The organism is Shewanella sp. 125m-7 (genome assembly GCF_052977045.1).
Map to the genome: position 1 here is coordinate 23,447 of NZ_JBRILQ010000020.1, position 18,181 is coordinate 41,627.

Here is an 18,181-nt window from a genome sequence, read left to right on the forward strand (position 1 = left end):
GCCCTGTAGCGCCATGACGCAATCAACATATCGCTGGTGAACAGCACATCAAGATAACAATATTAGGATCTGTATATGAATAACAATGAGATCGCCGAACTTTACCCGCCAATAGAACCTTATCATCAAGAAATGCTAAGGGTCTCAGATGTTCACGAAATCTATGTTGAGCAATCAGGTAACCCTAATGGCAAGCCGGTGGTATACCTGCACGGTGGGCCTGGTGCTGGTACCGATCCTCAGTGTCGACGCTTATTTGATCCAGCCTTGTATCGTATTGTTATTTTTGATCAAAGAGGCTGTGGTAAAAGCACCCCAAAAGGTTGCCTCGAAGATAATACTACCTGGGGACTGCTCAGCGATATGGAGCAGATCCGCGCGCACTTAGGCATTGATACATGGCAAGTCTTTGGTGGCTCTTGGGGCAGCACTCTGGCGCTAGCTTATGCCATTAATCACCCTCAAGTTGTTGATGAATTGGTATTGCGTGGAATATTTCTGCTGCGCCGTAAAGAAATTTTGTGGTTCTATCAGTGGGGGCACACACTGTTCCCTGACTTATTTGAGCAATATATTGGCTTTATCCCTGAAGATGAGCGTGATGATGTTATTCATGCCTATTACAAACGACTCACCAGTGACGATAAAGCGTTAAGAATCGAAGCGGCTAGAATATGGGGTAAATGGGAAGGCAGCATGTTATCGGTATTGCCCGATCCTGCTCGTGAAGAGCACTTTAGTTCAGATGAATTTGCCGAAGCATTTGCTCGTGTTGAGTGCCATTACTTTGAAAATCGTGCCTTCTTTCCAAACGATAACTACCTACTCGATAATATCGATGTCATTCGCCACATTCCTACGGTTATCGTGCAAGGTCGTTATGATGTGATCACCCCGTTTGAAGCGGCTTGGGACTTACATAAAGCGTTTCCTGAGGCGAAGTTTTTAGTCATTCCAGATGCAGGGCACGCGGTTAGTGAGCCGGGGATCAGAACAGCGCTTATAGAAGCGACTGATTTCTTCGCTAACAAATAATAATACCCATGGCATCTTGAATAAATGGCGGGCTCTGCCGCCATAGCTGTGTCATGTTTTAAAATTGATGGCAGTTTTTATCAGGCCAGTTGCAGTTGCAACTGGCCTTTTATGAGGCAAATATTTTCGCGCTGCAGTTGGGAGAGGCTTATGAGACTGGCAGCTGTGATGTCTCCTTTAATCCTTGGGTATGTCGAGTTTTCTCATAGTGATTTTCTTTCTTCAGCGGTTTTGACCTTTGTCATTTACTCTTGTATTTCCATTTTTTGCTATAGCTTCTTTGAGTCTGAATACTTAGATTAACCCTCTCCGATAATGGCACTGCTAGACTTCACTTCTGCTTTCTGCTTTCTACTTTGCGCATCGACTATTCCAAGCTAATTACCAAAAGCTGAACCTAGCTTAAGGAATTTCTTATATTTTGCGCGTAGGATCCTGCGCCTGCTGTTTTTGTTGCTTGTTAAGGCTGTTAGCGAGCACGGAATAAGAATTTAAGAGGATTACACGTGAGCACTTTGTTTTCACCCGCCCGTATTGGCAACATGACACTGAAAAACCGTTTTGTACGTAGCGCGACGTGGGAAAATATGGCGACAGAAACAGGCCATATGACCGACAAGTTGTACGCTGTGTATGAAGAGCTGGCTAAAGGTGAAGTGGGGCTGATAGTGACTGGCTACGCCAACATTGTTGCCGAGGAAAAACCGAATGCTGGCATGATGGGTATGTACGATGACTCGTTTATCGCTGAATACCAAAAGCTAACTGAGCTGGTACATGGTTACGACTCTAAAATCGTGATGCAGCTGGCCTATGGTGGTACTAAGACCACTTACAACGTCGGTGAGCGAGTGATCTTTGCCCCGAGTGCCATTGCTGAGCGCGGTACTCAAACCTTGGGTAAGGCGATGAGTAAGCCTGAGATCGATTACATCGTTAACGCGTTTGCACAGGCGAGTCGCCGCGCACAAGAGTCGGGCTTCGATGGCGTTGAGATCCATGCTGCGCACACTTACCTAATCAATCAGTTCTTGAGCCCTTACTATAACCAGCGTGAAGATGAATATGGCGGAAGTCTTGAGAACCGCATGCGCTTTTTGCTGGAGATCTACGCTGAGATCCGCAAGTTGGTTGGCGAGGACTACCCAATTCTCGTTAAGTTAACGGCCTCTGAGTTTTTCGATGGTGGCTTAACTTTTGCTGAAACCCGCACTATCTGTAAAAAGCTTGCTGCGATTGGTGTCGATGCCATTATTATCTCCGGCAATATTCATGGTAATGCGAATACAGTAGTGGGTGAGTCATTTGATGGTTATACCATTCAAAATGAAGGCTACTTCCGTGAATATGGCGCAGTGATAAGCCAGGAGGTAAACGTCCCCATTATTACCGTTGGCGGCCTAGCGGATATTTGCGCCATTGAAGAGATTGCAGCGAGTACCAATATTCAGTTCTTTGCTCTTTCAAGACCTTTACTTGCCGAGCCACACCTGCTTAAGCGTTGGTCTGAGGGGAGTACTGCAGAAGTGGATTGTGAAAGATGTTCAAAGTGCCGTACTAAGCGCGGTAATTTCTGTGTGGTGTATAAGAGGCGATAATTGCTTGCTGACGCTGTTAGCGTTAAGCGATTCTTGTTTTGTATGGCACGATGATATCGTGCCTGCTACTTTGACACTGTTCTAGCCGCTCCTGCCACACTCCTCTACAGGTACTTTTACAACTTCCCTTTATATCAATCACTCTCTCCCACCAGTTTCAATCAGCAGAATCGCACAGAAAAATCCACGTTACAGCTTGTTTGTTAGAGAGAACTGTCGTGTTGATTTAATGTGCTGGAACAACCTAATAAAGTGAATTATGCATGTTTAGGCTCGATTTTGCCCGAAAGCCTCATTTATATACTTTTAACCTAAAGACGTGAGGCGTTATAACCATTTTATGCGTGTCCATAAAGCCTGTCTATAAAGGGGTTGGTTGTGTTTTGGTTGTTTTCTGAACGCCTAATTTTTGGCGGGTAAAACTATGTGAGAACTTGGTCACAATTCTGATTGATTCGAGAGATAAGTTTGTCGACAGTTAGGCTAATTAACATTATTTTATCCTTAGTCCATATTAATCGTAATCTGGATAACTTTCGAGTGTTATAAGACTCACAAAAAAAAACCGTTCACACACAATACTCATACTCTTTAACTTAGTATCAAACCCGTCTGGTTCTCTCAGTGCGGCGAGCAGCCTGTGGCGTGCACTTAATCAAATCTGTTTTTAGGTTGTTGCGGACAATAAAAATGAAAAAGCACTTTGAGCTTATCGACAAGCCGACATTTTTCGGCGCGTTAGTATTACTGTTTTCTGTGGTTCTCCCCTTACTGGTATTTCCTGAACAAGGGGCGCAATGGATTGCGGTAGCTAAAACGTTTATGACAGACAAATTAGGCTTTGCCTATTTAGGTCTGGGATTGGCTGCTTTTTTCTTCATGATCTATATCGTGTTTTCAGATATCGGCCAAATCAAACTCGGCGATCCTGATGAAAAGCCTGAATTCGCACTGGCGTCTTGGGCGGCTATGCTATTTTGTGGTGGTATCGGTGCCAGTATTTTGTACTGGGGCACAATCGAGTGGGCTTACTACTATCAAAACCCACCGTTCCAGTTAGAAGCGGGCAGTGAAGAAGCGGTACGTTGGGCAGCCACATACGGCTTGTTCCACTGGGGACCGATTGCTTGGTGTATCTATATGATCCCAGCGATTCCAATCGCTTACTTCTTTTATGTGCGTAAACAGCCAGTACTTAAGGTGTCGGCAGCACTGATGCCAGTTATTGGTGAAGCAAATAGTTTTGGCAAATTGGGTAAAGTCATCGATATTCTGTTTATCTTTGGCCTATTGGGCGGCGCGGCAACGACGCTCGGCTTAGCGGCCCCTTTGATCAACGAAGGTATTAGCTACTTGTTCGGTATTCCTGCATCTACTGGCAGCCAAATTGGCGTGTTGATGGTGTGTACTGCCATCTTTGCTTATTCTTCATATATGGGCATGGATAAAGGCATTAAGATCCTCAGTAATATCAACTTCTGGGGCGCGTTAGCTTTGCTGCTGTTTGTACTGGTTTGTGGTCCAACTATTTTCATGTTGGAAACCGGTCTAGACTCAATCGGTCGCATGCTATCTAATTTCTTTGTTATGGCGACGTGGGCAGAGCCTTTTGGTGGTATGGGTACCTTTGAAGATACACACTTCCCACAAGATTGGACCATTTTTTACTGGGCGTGGTGGTTAGTATTTGCACCGAGTATGGGTCTATTCGTTGCGCGTATTTCTCGTGGTAGAACAATCAAGCAGATGGTATCGGGTGCGGTGTTCTTCGGTTCACTCGGTTGTTCATTGTACTTCATCATCCTAGGTAACTACGGTTTATCGTTGCAGCTATCTGGACAGCTTGATGTGGTTAGCATTCTTAATGCTGAGGGCGCGACTCGCGCGATCTTCGCGATTTTAGAAACACTGCCGTTTAGCACTGTCGTCATCGCACTATTTACGCTGTTATGTGTGATTTTTACCGCCACCACGTTTGACTCGATTTCTTATATTCTGGCGTCGGTTGTACAAACCAATGTGACCGAAGATCCGATGCGTTGGAACCGTTTGTTTTGGGCATTCACCTTGTCATTAATGCCGTCGGCCCTATTGTTTATGGGCGGCTTGGCAACCTTGCAAACTGCGGCGATTGTGGGTGGTTTACCGCTATTGATTATCGCAGTTATGTTGATGATCTCAGGCGTTAAAGCTGCGACTTTAGACTTAGCGCATCAAGATGATTATGTCGATCCGGTGATCAATATTTCTGATCTGCCAGATGTTGATCCTTGGAGTAAAGAAGGTCAGGCATTGGCACGTTTTGAAGGACTACGTGATAACGCGATTGAAGCGGCTGAACTTGAGCGTGAAGCTAACGATGCTATCTGGGAGCTGAAAAAGCAATTGCGTAGAGAAGCGCTGGCACGCGGAGAGTCGAGTGTTGAGCTAGGTGACGCACCCGACGAGATTATCGAGCAGCTACGCCAGTTAACAGATGATTCGATGAAGGCTAAACAAGCTAAGTTAGAAGCGTCACAACTTGCGCAGGAAGCGCGAGTTGGCTTTGATACGCTTATGCGTGAGAAGGAGCAAGAGGAAGCCTTGCAGGCTCAAGAAGAAGTGAAACTAGCGATTCAAGCTAGGTTAAACACGCCAAGCTAACAAGCAAATTGTTAGCGCTGCTTAGCGTGTTAGCTCAATGCCAGTAAAAGGAACTACGGGTATTGAGCGTTAAATTAAAGAGACAAAAAAGCCGCTATCTAGCGGCTTTTTATTTGTCATTCATTTAGAATTAATAGGTTACCTCATAGTAACGAATTCTTCCGCACCCGTTGGGTGAATTGCCACAACAGCATCAAAGTCTGCTTTGGTTGCGCCCATCTTCATCGCAACGCCAAAACCTTGTAAAATCTCATCCATGCCGTAACCGATACCGTGAATACCCACGACTTTTTGATTATCACCCGCACAAACTAGTTTCATCTTACACGCTTGGCGATGAGCCGTTACCGCAGTGTACATTGAAGTGAATCCAGAGGTATACACGGTCACATTGTCTTCGCCGAATTGGGCATTCGCTTCTGGCTGTGTTAAGCCCATAGTGCCAATGGCTGGGTGACTAAATACTACGGTTGGAATGCAGCTGTAATCCATCTTAGCATCTGTCATGCCGTTGAATAAGCGCTCAGACAGCAGGCGACCCGCTTTAACGGCAACAGGGGTTAGCTCAACACCGCCAGCCATAATGTCACCCACACAGTAGATGCCTGCATCAGTGGTATTTTGCTGCGCGTCGGTGATCACATAACCTTTGGCATCTAACTCAACCTTAGTGTTTTCAAGGCCGATATTGCCTGTCGACGGTAGTCGGCCAATAGCCCAAATTAGGCAATCTACATCGTAGCTTTCGCCATTTTCAATCTTAAGCGTTAAGCTGCCATCATCATTTTTGGTGACCGACTCTGGCGTGCTGTGGGTATGCAGCGTTGGGCCATCAATCGCCATCGACTCCATTAGCGCTTCGCTTAGCATAGGGTCGAAGTTACGTAGCGGTGCATGTTTGCGTACAAACAAGTGGGTATCGCTACCGAGTGCTTGCAGTACACCAGCCACTTCAACTGCGATATAGCCTGCACCGACAACGGCAACACGCTTAGGCTGCTCAGCTAATGCGAAGAAACCGTCAGAGTCGATACCGTGCTCGGCACCAGGAATATTTGGAATGGTTGCTGCGCCGCCAGTGGCGATTAAAATGTTATCGGCCGTGTAATGCTCACCGTTGACTTCGATGGTGCTTTTATCAACGAAACGACCGTAACCGCGTACTAGGGTAACGCCATTGCTTTCAAGGCCGCGATCGTAAGAGCCATGAATACGGTCGATATAGGCTTCGCGGCTAGCAACTAATGTGCTCCAGTCAAACTTGTTGACGGTAACATCAAAGCCATAGTCTTTAGCGTACAGGTGCATGGCTTCAGCGACTTGCGCGCCGTACCACATTACTTTTTTAGGTACACAACCCACGTTGACACAGGTGCCGCCGAGCTCTTTTGCTTCGATAAGTAGCACCTTGGCGCCACGCATGGCCGCTCTGTTAGCCGATGCAATACCGCCGCTACCTGCGCCAAGACAGATATAATCAAAATGTTGAGCCATGTGTATCTCCAATAAAGTTGCGAACTGTTTGACAAAAGCAGATGAGTGGGGCTTTTGTACCTGTAATTATGATTAATCCGTTGCTTGTTTAAAGTTAGATAAACAAGCCATCACGAATTAATTTATTGGCTTTGTGCCAGTTCAAGAACGCACCATTGTAGAGGGAAAAATTTGATCCAGCTAGCCCTATAAATTATGAGTGAGATGACTTAAGTTTAGCATTCTGAAAGCCAGCATCATTGGCAATGCCATCGGTGCGGAGGCTGCGTTTAAGTTGCTTGTGTTAGCGTTTGTGCTGACAGTTTCCGTGGTCACTCAGCTCCGGTCCCTCGGCGCCGCATTTCATGCATTCCCATTCGCCTTGTCTGACGCTTAACTCTTGTTGGTAGTGGCGATTGCGTGAGTTGACTCCAGAGCTTAAGTTGCGTTCTAGGCTGTTCATGCGGCTGTTAAGCCAGCGACAACTAGGATCGTTGGCTACCTTGCTGCGACTCGCAAGTTGTTGTTTACGGCTTTGAGGTTTGGCTTTTTTTGTTTTTGTTTTGTTAGTCTTGCTGTTTTTAGCATTGGCTGGTGAAGAGGCTGTCATAGCCGGGGCAGAGTAATTAAAGTGACTTTTGGTTTCGCTGGGGACCGTTATCGGCTGTCCTTTATCATTAAGGACGCTGCCTAAGTCGAGTGAAGGCCTATCTTGTTCATTGTGAGAATTAAGCTTATTGCGAGAGGTTGGTTTACTGCTAGAGATAAGCTCACTGCTATAGCTTGTCTGGCTATATAAGATGATAAGTGTGGCTATCAATAGACGAGATAGAAGTAACATTCCCTGTTCCTCTGTAGCAAGATTAGCGTCCGTGTAATCTCATATGTGTTTGTATCAGTGTTTGTATCAGGATATTGAATTGCTCCAGCTTGAATAAGTGTTATCAAGCAAGAGCACAAGCGGTTAGCTGCTCAGTAATGAGTATAGCTGACAATATTTTTTCAGTTCGGCTTGTCTGGGTTTATTCATAGCGACCCGTTAGGTGTTATTAACGGTATCGGCTAGAAATTCCAGCTCAGGTGCAGGCCTGCAAAGGTTTCATCTAGGCTGCCCGTAATGCCATCATTACGCGCCTCTAGCTTGATATCTTCTTGAGCTATGGTGTGGCTGATATGACCTGATACGACCAAGTTATTAGGCAATAGGTACTCTGCTTCTACGCCAAACTGAAAGTGGTTAGGACCATCATGTTCTTCGGTGACATATTGGAAATCGAAACCTTGGGTAACATATGGGCTAACGTTTAAGCCTTCGGCCAACTCCCAGTTACTGTGTAGGCTAACTTCGACGAAGTAGCCGGCAGCCTCAGTTGAATAGGTGTAGCTTACGGAAGGAATTAACCACTCAACAGCTGTGTATTCGAGTGAGCTAAACAGCTCATTGTCATGGGCGCGGTCATCGCCATAAAATTCTAAACGCTGATAGCCAAGGCTACCACTTACGTTTTCGCTAAGCTCAAAACCATACTCAATACCAAAGTTCCATTCGGTATAGTGTTGGCTATCCCCACGGCCTACACTGGCATACACGTTAACGTTATCCTTTTGCACTGCAGCTGTTGCCCAGTAAATACCGCCTTTATCTAGGTTATTACGGCCTTCAGAGATGTATTTTGAGTCCCAGCCAAGATCGATAAGCCCTTGAACTTGTCCGCTATCATTACGCGGTAGCGTTTCGATGATTTTAGTATTGTGTGAATCATCGATGTTAGGCGCGTCATCGGCAAAGGTTGCTGTACTGATTAATAACGTCACTAAAGCAGTATATTGGCTAGTTTTTATCATATCTGAACTCAAAATTTTGGCGCAAGAAATTAACTAGTTGCATACTAGATTTAAATGCATGAATGTAAATGATAATGGCTCGTGTTTGCGACATGGTTTGCAATACCGCAAGTGGATAAACTTTGTGCTGAATAAGTTTGATGTTTGTCATAGTAAATCCATGTTCTAGCTGCTAGCGCAGACATTCTTTACAAAGAATTATGGGTTAAATATTGAATAAGAGCTCATTAGCCCTTATCTCTTAAGTATCAACATAGAATGTTAAGGAATCATCGATGAGCAATCCTTTGCTAAACAGCAATAAGCTACCGCCTTTTTCAAGTATCAAGCCAGAACATATTCAGCCAGCTGTCGAGCAAGGTATTGCCGATTGTCGTCAAAAGATCGAGCAAGTATTAGCTAACCAAGATCCGTTTACCTGGGACAATTTAGTCGCGCCGCTAGAAGAGGTCGATGATCAGCTCGGGAAAATCTGGTCACCTATTTCACACATGAATTCAGTAGTTAGTAGCGAAGAGTGGCGTAAAGCCCATGATGCTTGTCTACCTTTACTGTCTGAGTACGGCACATTTGTGGGCCAGCATCAGGGACTTTATGAAGCCTACAAGTCACTTGCTGAGTCAGCTGAATTCGCTAACTACTCGCAAGCGCAGAAGAAGTTGATTGCAAACAGCCTGCGTGACTTTGAATTATCAGGTATTGGCTTAAGCGATAGCGACAAGCTGCGCTACGGTGAGTTGGTTAAACGCATGTCTGAACTAACCAGCAGTTTCTCTAATCAGTTATTAGATGCGACGCAAGCTTGGACTAAGTTGATCACCGATGAAGCAGAGCTTAAGGGGTTGCCGGAGTCAGCTGTTGCAGCAGCAAAAGCAATGGCCGAAGCGAAAGAGCTAGATGGCTGGTTATTTACACTAGATTTTCCATCATACCTACCTGTGATGACATACAGCGACAACCGCGAGCTACGTGAAGAGTGTTACCGCGCTTTTGTTACACGAGCGTCTGATCAAGGTCCAAATGCTGGCGAGTTTGATAATGGCCCATTAATGGATGAAATTTTGGCTTTGCGCCATGAGCTTGCAAATCTGCTTGGTTTCGACAGCTACGCTGATAAGTCATTAGCGACTAAGATGGCAGAGTCTCCTGCGCAAGTACTCGACTTTTTAACCGAACTTGCAGCTCGCTCAAAGACTCAAGGTGAGACTGAGCTTGCAGAGCTAACTGAATTTGCAGAGAAAGAGTGCGGTGTAACTGAACTTGAGGCTTGGGATCTTAGCTTCTACGCTGAAAAGCTTAAACACCATAGATATGAGATCTCACAAGAGTTACTGCGCCCTTACTTCCCTGAAGACAAAGTGTTATCGGGCTTGTTTTATACGGTATCACGCCTATTTGGCTTAACCGTTACAGAGCGCAAAGAATTTGATACTTATCATAAAGATGTGCGCTTCTTTGATATTACCGACAGCAACAATGAGCATCGCGGTAGTTTCTACTTAGATCTCTATGCCCGTGAAGGTAAGCGTGGTGGCGCTTGGATGGATGACTGCCGTGCACGTCGCAAAACAGAAAATGGCTTACAAGATCCCGTGGCCTATTTAACCTGCAACTTCAATGCACCCGTGGCAGGCAAACCTGCACTATTTACCCATGACGAAGTCACAACTTTGTTCCATGAGTTCGGTCATGGTATTCACCACATGCTGACTAAGATTGATGTAGGTGGCGTATCGGGTATTAGTGGTGTGCCTTGGGATGCCGTTGAGTTACCTAGCCAGTTTATGGAGAACTGGTGTTATGAGGAAGAAGCATTAGCTGAGATCTCTGGCCACTATGAAACAGGTGAACCATTACCTAAAGCCATGCTAGATAAGATGTTAGCGGCGAAGAACTTCCAGTCAGGTATGATGATGTTGCGTCAACTTGAGTTCTCACTGTTCGATTTTAAGATGCACCTTGAGTTCGACCCAGCTAAAGGCGCTGAAATTCAGCAAAAACTGGATGAGGTGCGCGAGCAAGTTGCAGTGATTAAGGCGGCTGAATTTAATCGTTTCCAGCACAGCTTTGCCCATATCTTTGCCGGTGGTTATGCTGCGGGCTATTACAGTTATAAGTGGGCCGAAGTACTCTCTGCCGATGCATTTTCACTGTTTGAAGAGCAGGGGATTTTCAATAGTGAAACAGGTCAACGATTCTTAGAGAACATCTTAGAGATGGGCGGCAGTGAAGAACCTATGGAGCTCTTTAAGCGTTTCCGTGGTCGTGAGCCACAAACTGATGCGCTACTTAGACACAGTGGCATAACGGGTTAACATTTGTTGTAATCCACTATTGAAAAGGCACCTAAGGTGCCTTTTTTGTTTGCTCTGTTTCACACTTGTTATCTGGTATGACCTCTGTTAGCCTTTCGATTCTCATTTTTAATGCTTGGGTTAGTGGTAGATGAATCTGTATTTTAGGCTGTTTTGGTTATTTATTTGGCGTACGCGTCATTGTCAGAAAATCGAATTCTTAGACACGAGTACACTGTCATATCGCGCCCTGCCAAGCGACTGCGATGTTAACTTTCACCTTACCAATTCTCGTTACCCGGCGTTTATGGATCTTGCTCGCACCTACATGATGGCCGAGATGGGATTTTTGAAACGATTTTTAAAGTTAGGTTGGATGCCCATCGTCAATGCGGCTGAGTTCACCTACATTCGCGATATTAAGCCGTTCGCCAAGTTTGAAATTGAAACTAAGCTGGTGGGCTGGGATGAAAAGTACTTTTATATTGAGCAGCGTTTCGTTAGCGACCGAGGCCTACATTGCATTGCGCATGTTCGTGGGGTGTTTGTCTGTAAAGGTAAGCAAGTGGCTATTACTACCATGCTTGAAGAGGTGGGCTTTACACAGCCTGCGCCGCCAATGCCGGCAGAAGTGATCAAGTGGAAAGCATTTTTACAGCTTAAGAAAGAATGTAATTTACCGGTTAAGCCTAATGAGGCGATAGAATTTAAAGTGGCAAGCTAATTGCCGTTAGTTGTTAGTTGCTGTCTGTCGCAGTCAGTGCCACTTAACTAAGTATGTCTACATCGCTCACTTTGGCTTAATGTGGCGAGAGTGAGCTCTATTTCTTCGATAGTTTGAATGACAGACCCTCTTAATTTGGCTTGGATCCAGTAGCGACCAATATGCTGGTAATCGAGCAGTTGTAGCTTGCTTTCTAAGCTTTTAAGACAGGGAATGAAGGCACAATCAGCCAAGGTAAAACTGTCACCACATACCCAATGGTTGCTCGCGAGTCGTTTATCGAACTCTTCCAATATGGTCAACACGGCTTTTTCTAAGTGCTTGGTGTGGATCTGATCATGACTGGTCTCACGGGCCTGCAACCACTGTTCAATGCTTCTCTCTAATCGGTTATCACTTAATCTGTCGTAGAGCCTAACATGTAAGGCTTGCATCTTGTCGATAGGAATAAGCTGAGTGCCAGAGCTGATATAGTTATCGAGATATTCGATAATGATGCTGGCATCACTAAATAACTCTCCTGACTTGAGTTGTAATGTCGGGAGTCGTCCTGAAGGGGTAAGATTCATAAAACGACGTCGATTAAAAGCATCGGTGAGATCTATGATGTGCGGATAAAAGCTTGCCTGTTTTTCATAGAGGGCGATAAGCGTTTTTTGTGACTGGCGTGCCAGTGGGTGGTAATACAGATCCATATCCAATATCGGTTCGTAATTTTAATGATTACTATTAACCTTAGTCGCTAACCCTTGGACTCTCAATGCCATTGGGGATGCGTTGAGCGCGACTCAGGCAGCGATTGGAATAAACCATTAGGCCCGAACAATTGTTTAGTGTGTATAAGCATAAGGTTAATCTATTGGTGATTGAATTTAAAACACGAGAGAGAATATGAGCCAAATTGAAAAGTTTGCCACTATTTATGCCAGAGCTGCAGAGCGAAAGGGAGGGGATGCAGGATTAGAAGCGCTGCTCCCTACAGGTTTGTCGCCTTTAGAACTGACACAATATAGCGATGCACAACTTCTATCAGAGATCAGTAAGAAGGTATTCCAAAGTGGCTTTGTGTGGCGGATTGTAGAGGCTAAATGGCCTGAATATGAGAAAGCTTTTTTTGGCTTTGAACCCTTTAAAGTGTTGATGTTGTCGCCAGAGCAGCTACAAGAGCGCGCCAGTGATCCCAAACTGATCCGCCATTTAAAGAAGACGATGGCCATTTATGACAATGCCCATATGGTCAATGATATTGCGGCTGTGCACGGCAGCTTTGCCAAGTATATTGCTGACTGGCCGAGCCAGGATATCACAGGGCTCTGGGCTGAGCTCAAACGCAAGGGCACTCGCCTCGGTGGTAATACAGGGCCTTACTTTTTGCGCGCTATGGGCAAAGATACCTTTCTATTAACCAATGACGTACAAGGCTATTTGAAGAGTCACGGTCTAGTTGATTATGGCTTTAGCTCAAAAGCTGGCATGAAGCAGGTGCAAGAGGTGTTTAATCATTGGCAACAAGAATCTGGGCGCACTCTAGCCAATATCAGTAGAGTGTTAGCTTGTAGTGTTGGTGATAATCGAATATAGATTTTAACCTGGCTGTTTTTTGATTTTGTGCCGCAGGATAAAATCCTTATAAATTAATTGTTAATGGTGACTTGATGTTAATGATGCACGCGTTAAAGCTGCTAGCATTAACTTCTGGGTAACATGTTCCGCTTGTTATTACTCCTGTTAACAACTGGTAAACACATGCGGCTGATTTTATGCGGAAATTTTCATTAACTTACAATTTAAACTAGGAGTTCTTCTTGTTGACACGCGGACATTATGAGATAAAGGTCCGTTAAATATTTGACAAAAAATTATGCTTCCAAAGGTGGGTTTGACGGCACTTTCTGCTTTCAAAAAACTCATTACCGAGTAGATGGCTTTATTAGGAGTTCTCATGCGGCAAATAGTGAAAATTGCCTCTGTTTTAAGTGTGGCGTTATGGATAACTGGCTGTGAGCAAAAACCTGAACAAGGGCCTCAGCAGCGTGGACCAATGGAAGTAGGTGCTATAACTATCACCACTAAACCTCAATCAATTATGGTTGAATTACCGGGTCGTAGTAAGTCTTATTTGGAAGCGGAAGTACGTCCACAGGTAAGCGGTATTATTATGGAACGCGGCTTTATTGAAGGTAGAGATGTCGAAAAAGGACAATCTTTATATCAAATCGAGCCATCGACCTATGAAGCTGCACTTGTTAGTGCCAAGGCTGATCTGACTAGCGCTGAAGCAGGCTTAGTATCGGCTAAAGCAAAGGCACTGCGTTTTGAGAAGCTAGTAAAGCTTAATTCAATCAGTGAACAAGATTATGATGAAGCGGATGCGGCTTACAAAGAAGCGTTAGCGCGTGTAACGGTTGCTAAAGCGGCAATTAATACTGCACAAATTAATCTAGAGTACACCAAAGTAACCGCGCCAATCTCTGGTCGTATCGGTAAGTCTGACGTGACTGCTGGTGCACTTGTTACTGCAAATCAGAGCCAAACACTGGCAACGATTCAGCAACTTGACCCGATGAATATTGATATCGCTCAGTCGAGCGCGCAGATGTTGCGTCTTAAGTCTCAGCTAAAGCGTGGTCAAATTGAAGCGGCAGCTAACGCGAATGTTGAGCTGATCCTTGAAGACGGTACGCCATATGCTCAAACCGGTGTGTTGCAGTTTGCTGAAGTGACAGTAAACGAAAACACAGGTTCAGTGATTATCCGTGCAGAGTTTCCGAACCCTGACGGTGTGTTGATGCCTGGCATGTATGTACGTGCGGTATTAAATACAGGTACCGATCCAGAGGCAATTTTAGTACCACAAAGAGCGATTACCCGTAATACCAAGGGTGAAGCGGTTGCTATGGTTATTGAAGATGGCAAGGTTGCAGCGCGTATCGTAACAACTGCAGAGGTTATTGATAACCAATGGCGTATTACCAGCGGTCTTAAAGCCGGTGATCAGCTAATCGTTGAAGGCCTGCAAAAAATTCGTCCAGGTGCCCCAGTTAAAGCGGGTCCTTTGGTTGCTGATAAGAAACCTGAAACACAACAGAAATAGGGCAGAGTTATGGCACGTTTCTTTATCGATCGCCCAATTTTTGCATGGGTGATCGCTATTATTGTGATGCTGGCAGGTGTGCTCTCTATTGTGGGCCTCCCCGTATCTCAGTACCCGAGTATTGCACCGCCGTCGGTTGTGATCAGCGCTGTTTATCCTGGTGCATCGGCTAAGACGATGGAAGACTCGGTAACTCAGGTTATTGAGCAGCGAATGACAGGTCTTGACCACCTTCGCTATATTTCATCGACCAGTGATAGCTTTGGTAATGCGCAAATTACCTTAACGTTTAACGCCGAAGCCGATCCTGATATCGCGCAGGTACAGGTGCAGAACAAGCTACAGCTTGCAATGCCTCTACTACCGCAAGAAGTTCAGGCGCAAGGTGTTAACGTAACTAAGTCGAGCGCGGGTTTCTTGATGGTAGCGGCCTTCGTATCTGAAGACGGTTCACTGGATAAAAACGATATTGCCGATTACGTGGGTTCTAACATTCAGGATCCGCTAAGCCGTGTTCCTGGTGTAGGTACCATTGAGCTATTTGGTGCGCAGTATGCAATGCGTATCTGGCTTGATCCATTAAAACTGACGCAATATAACCTAACCAGCCAAGATATTATTAGCTCGATTAGAGAGCAAAATGCGCAGGTATCGGCAGGTCAGTTAGGTGGTGCGCCATCATTACCAGGCCAAGAACTCAACGCGACTGTATCGGCTCAAAGCCGACTACAAACTGCAGAACAGTTCCAAAAGATCATCATTAAAGCCGATACATCGGGCGCGAAAGTGTTCCTAGAAGATGTGGCACGTGTTGAACTAGGCGCAGAAAGCTACGCAGTTGAGTCATATTATAATGGTAAAGCTGCAGCAGGTGTGGGTATTCAGTTAGCAACCGGTGCAAACGCATTGGCTACGGCTGAAGGTGTACGTGCAAAGATTGCAGAAATGATGCCTTTCTTCCCTGAAGGGATGGAAGTGGTTTATCCCTATGACACCACGCCATTTGTTGAGAAATCAATTGAAGGTGTTGTGTATACGCTGCTTGAAGCCGTGGTACTCGTATTCTTGATCATGTACCTGTTCTTGCAGAACTTCCGTGCAACGCTAATTCCAACGATTGCGGTACCCGTTGTACTACTGGGTACGTTTGCAATTTTGGCGGCAGCAGGCTTCTCTATTAACACCTTAACCATGTTCGCTATGGTACTGGCAATTGGTCTTCTGGTTGATGACGCGATTGTTGTGGTGGAAAACGTTGAGCGTGTAATGCAAGAGGAAGGCCTCAGTCCCATTGAGGCCACCAAGAAGTCGATGGATCAGATCACCGGCGCGCTGGTGGGTATTGGTCTAACGCTATCTGCAGTATTTGTTCCTATGGCATTTATGTCGGGTTCAACGGGTGTGATTTATCGTCAGTTCTCAATCACGATTGTGTCGGCGATGGCACTGTCTGTGATGGTGGCGATTATTCTGACACCTGCACTTTGTGCCACCATGCTTAAGCCCATTGCTAAAGGTGAAAGCCATGTGAAAACAGGTTTCTTTGGCTGGTTTAACCGCAAGTTTGACGCACTAACGTCTCGTTATGAAGCAAGTGTAGCGGCAATGATCAAGCGTATAGGTCGCACTATGATGGTGTACCTTGCTATCACGATTGCAGTGGGTTGGATCTTCATGCGTATGCCTACCGCATTCTTGCCTGACGAAGACCAAGGGATCTTGTTTACCCAGGCTATTTTGCCGGTGAACTCGACTCAGCAAGAAACTAAAGAAGTACTTGAAAGAGTGTCTGACTTCTACCTAAACGATGAAAGTGCCAACGTTAAATCAGTATTTGCGGTTTCAGGCTTTAGCTTCGCGGGTAATGGTCAAAACATGGGTATCGCATTCGTTGGTCTAAAAGATTGGTCTGAACGTACTGGCCCTGGTCAAGACGTACAGTCGGTTGCTAACCGTGCCATGGGCATGTTCTCGCAGATGAAAGAAGCCTTCGTGTTTGCCTTCGTACCGCCAGCGGTAATCGAATTGGGCACCGCTAACGGTTTCGACTTCTACCTGCAGGATAAGAATGGCCAAGGTCATGACAAGCTAGTCGCGGCACGTAACATGTTGCTGGGTATGGCAGCGCAGAATCCAAACCTAGTGGGCGTTCGTCCAAATGGTCAAGAAGATGCACCGCTTTATCAAGTTCATATAGACCATGGTAAGTTGCGAGCCTTAGGTATTGATATTGAGTCGGTTAACAGCGTACTGGGCACTGCCTGGGGTGGTAACTACGTTAATGACTTTATCGATCGCGGCCGTATTAAGAAAGTATACGTGCAAGGTGAAGCTGAGTACCGTATGCAGCCAGAAGATCTTGATTCTTGGTATGTACGCAACTCTAAGGGTGAGATGGTTCCTTTCTCAGCCTTTGCTTCAGGTACCTGGGCATATGGCTCTCCACGTCTAGAGCGTTTTAACGGCTTACCTGCGTTGAATATTCAAGGTGGTACAGCGGAAGGTTACAGTACGGGTGCGGCGATGGATGACATCGAAGCCATGGCCAAGAAACTACCGCCAGGATTTGGTATCGAGTGGAACGGTCTGTCTTATGAAGAGCGTCTGTCGGGTAACCAAGCACCTATGCTGTATGCTTTATCTATTGTAGTGGTATTCCTCGTATTGGCGGCGCTTTATGAAAGCTGGTCGGTGCCATTCTCGGTGATATTGGTCATACCGCTGGGTATTATCGGTGCACTACTTGCGATGAATGGTCGTGGCTTGCCTAACGACGTGTTCTTCCAAGTCGGTCTACTGACCACCGTGGGTCTAGCGACTAAGAACGCCATCTTGATTGTAGAATTCGCCAAAGAATACTATGAGAAAGGGGCGGGTCTTGTTGAAGCAACCTTACATGCGGTTCGAGTGCGTCTACGTCCAATCTTGATGACGTCGCTAGCGTTCGGTCTGGGTGTTGTGCCGTTAGCAATCAGTAGCGGTGTAGGCTCTGGTAGCCAAAATGCCATCGGTACAGCGGTACTGGGTGGTATGATGAGCTCGACCTTTATGGGTATTTTCTTTATCCCAATCTTCTTCGTGATTGTTGAGCGTATGTTCAGTAAGCGCGAACGAGATGCAGCGAAAGTTGCTAAAGCAGAGGCCAAAGCTGCTAAGGCGAACAAATAGCCCTAGGGTTATATCGTTAATGCGCTAAGACTAAAAAGCCCAGCAGATGCTGGGCTTTTTGTTGCCTTAAAGATAGAGCGATCGCAGGCTCGTTGCGAGGACGGTGCTGCGCACCTACTAGGACCTAGGTTCTAGGTCGCCAACAAGTTGGCTGCTAGGAAAAGCTAACAGCTTAAAAGCTAACAGCTTAAAAGCTTAAAAGCTAAAGCCTACTCGTAGTGCTTGGAATCTTTTGGTTGTTGCTTTCCTAGGGCCTAGGACCTCGTACCTAGGATCTATTTTTTAAGCTTTTCCGTCTTGGCTTTTC

The 18,181-nt window shown here is 45.7% G+C and carries 12 protein-coding genes; 8 read left to right on the forward strand and 4 right to left on the reverse strand.

Translation table 11 applies throughout. The features are described from left to right. Positions 1-75 precede the first annotated feature (75 nt). The 3 genes from pip (at position 76) to ACVBIL_RS11005 (ending at position 5,276) form a co-directional block, all read left to right on the forward strand. Positions 76-1,035, forward strand: coding sequence for a prolyl aminopeptidase (pip, locus tag ACVBIL_RS10995; RefSeq protein ID WP_447167024.1), 960 nt, complete (start codon positions 76-78; stop codon positions 1,033-1,035). 506 nt (positions 1,036-1,541) lie between these two features. Further along, positions 1,542-2,633, forward strand: coding sequence for an NADH:flavin oxidoreductase (locus tag ACVBIL_RS11000; RefSeq protein WP_447167025.1), 1,092 nt, complete (start codon positions 1,542-1,544; stop codon positions 2,631-2,633). A gap of 690 nt (positions 2,634-3,323) precedes the next feature. Beyond that, positions 3,324-5,276 carry a BCCT family transporter gene (locus ACVBIL_RS11005; RefSeq protein ID WP_447167026.1) on the forward strand — a complete coding sequence of 651 codons (1,953 nt, stop codon included), beginning with the start codon at positions 3,324-3,326 and terminating at the stop codon, positions 5,274-5,276. 138 nt (positions 5,277-5,414) lie between these two features. Here the strand turns inward: ACVBIL_RS11005 and gorA are convergent, their stop codons facing one another. The 3 genes from gorA to ACVBIL_RS11020 form a co-directional block, all read right to left on the reverse strand. Continuing rightward, positions 5,415-6,770 (reverse strand): glutathione-disulfide reductase, encoded by a 1,356-nt coding sequence (gorA, locus tag ACVBIL_RS11010; RefSeq protein ID WP_447167027.1) that lies wholly within the window; start codon positions 6,768-6,770, stop codon positions 5,415-5,417. Positions 6,771-7,053: 283 nt separating this feature from the next. After that, positions 7,054-7,590, reverse strand: coding sequence for a hypothetical protein (locus ACVBIL_RS11015; RefSeq protein ID WP_447167028.1), 537 nt, complete (start codon positions 7,588-7,590; stop codon positions 7,054-7,056). A gap of 221 nt (positions 7,591-7,811) precedes the next feature. Then, positions 7,812-8,594: a hypothetical protein gene (locus ACVBIL_RS11020; protein WP_447167029.1), complete on the reverse strand. Its 783-nt coding sequence runs from the start codon at positions 8,592-8,594 to the stop codon at positions 7,812-7,814. A 275-nt stretch (positions 8,595-8,869) separates the two neighbouring features. On the opposite strand from ACVBIL_RS11020, the gene prlC reads away from it, so the two are divergent. Both prlC and ACVBIL_RS11030 read left to right on the forward strand, forming a co-directional pair. Continuing rightward, positions 8,870-10,909 carry an oligopeptidase A gene (prlC, locus tag ACVBIL_RS11025; protein WP_447167030.1) on the forward strand — a complete coding sequence of 680 codons (2,040 nt, stop codon included), beginning with the start codon at positions 8,870-8,872 and terminating at the stop codon, positions 10,907-10,909. A gap of 130 nt (positions 10,910-11,039) precedes the next feature. Beyond that, positions 11,040-11,612: a thioesterase family protein gene (locus ACVBIL_RS11030; protein WP_447167031.1), complete on the forward strand. Its 573-nt coding sequence runs from the start codon at positions 11,040-11,042 to the stop codon at positions 11,610-11,612. Between the two features lie 47 nt (positions 11,613-11,659). On the opposite strand, the gene ACVBIL_RS11035 is transcribed toward ACVBIL_RS11030, so the two are convergent. Continuing rightward, positions 11,660-12,307, reverse strand: a complete 648-nt coding sequence (locus ACVBIL_RS11035) for a glutathione S-transferase family protein (protein ID WP_447167032.1) — start codon at positions 12,305-12,307, stop codon at positions 11,660-11,662. Positions 12,308-12,503: 196 nt separating this feature from the next. Here ACVBIL_RS11035 and ACVBIL_RS11040 point away from each other — a divergent pair, with 196 nt between their 5' ends. The 3 genes from ACVBIL_RS11040 to ACVBIL_RS11050 all read left to right on the forward strand — a co-directional run bounded on the left by ACVBIL_RS11040 (position 12,504) and on the right by ACVBIL_RS11050 (position 17,874). Continuing rightward, on the forward strand, positions 12,504-13,193 hold the full coding sequence (locus tag ACVBIL_RS11040) for a DNA-3-methyladenine glycosylase I (protein WP_447167033.1): 690 nt from the start codon (positions 12,504-12,506) through the stop codon (positions 13,191-13,193). Between the two features lie 361 nt (positions 13,194-13,554). After that, positions 13,555-14,706: an efflux RND transporter periplasmic adaptor subunit gene (locus ACVBIL_RS11045; RefSeq protein ID WP_447167034.1), complete on the forward strand. Its 1,152-nt coding sequence runs from the start codon at positions 13,555-13,557 to the stop codon at positions 14,704-14,706. Positions 14,707-14,715: 9 nt separating this feature from the next. Further along, on the forward strand, positions 14,716-17,874 hold the full coding sequence (locus ACVBIL_RS11050) for an efflux RND transporter permease subunit (RefSeq protein ID WP_447167035.1): 3,159 nt from the start codon (positions 14,716-14,718) through the stop codon (positions 17,872-17,874). The last annotated feature ends 307 nt before the right edge of the window (positions 17,875-18,181 follow it).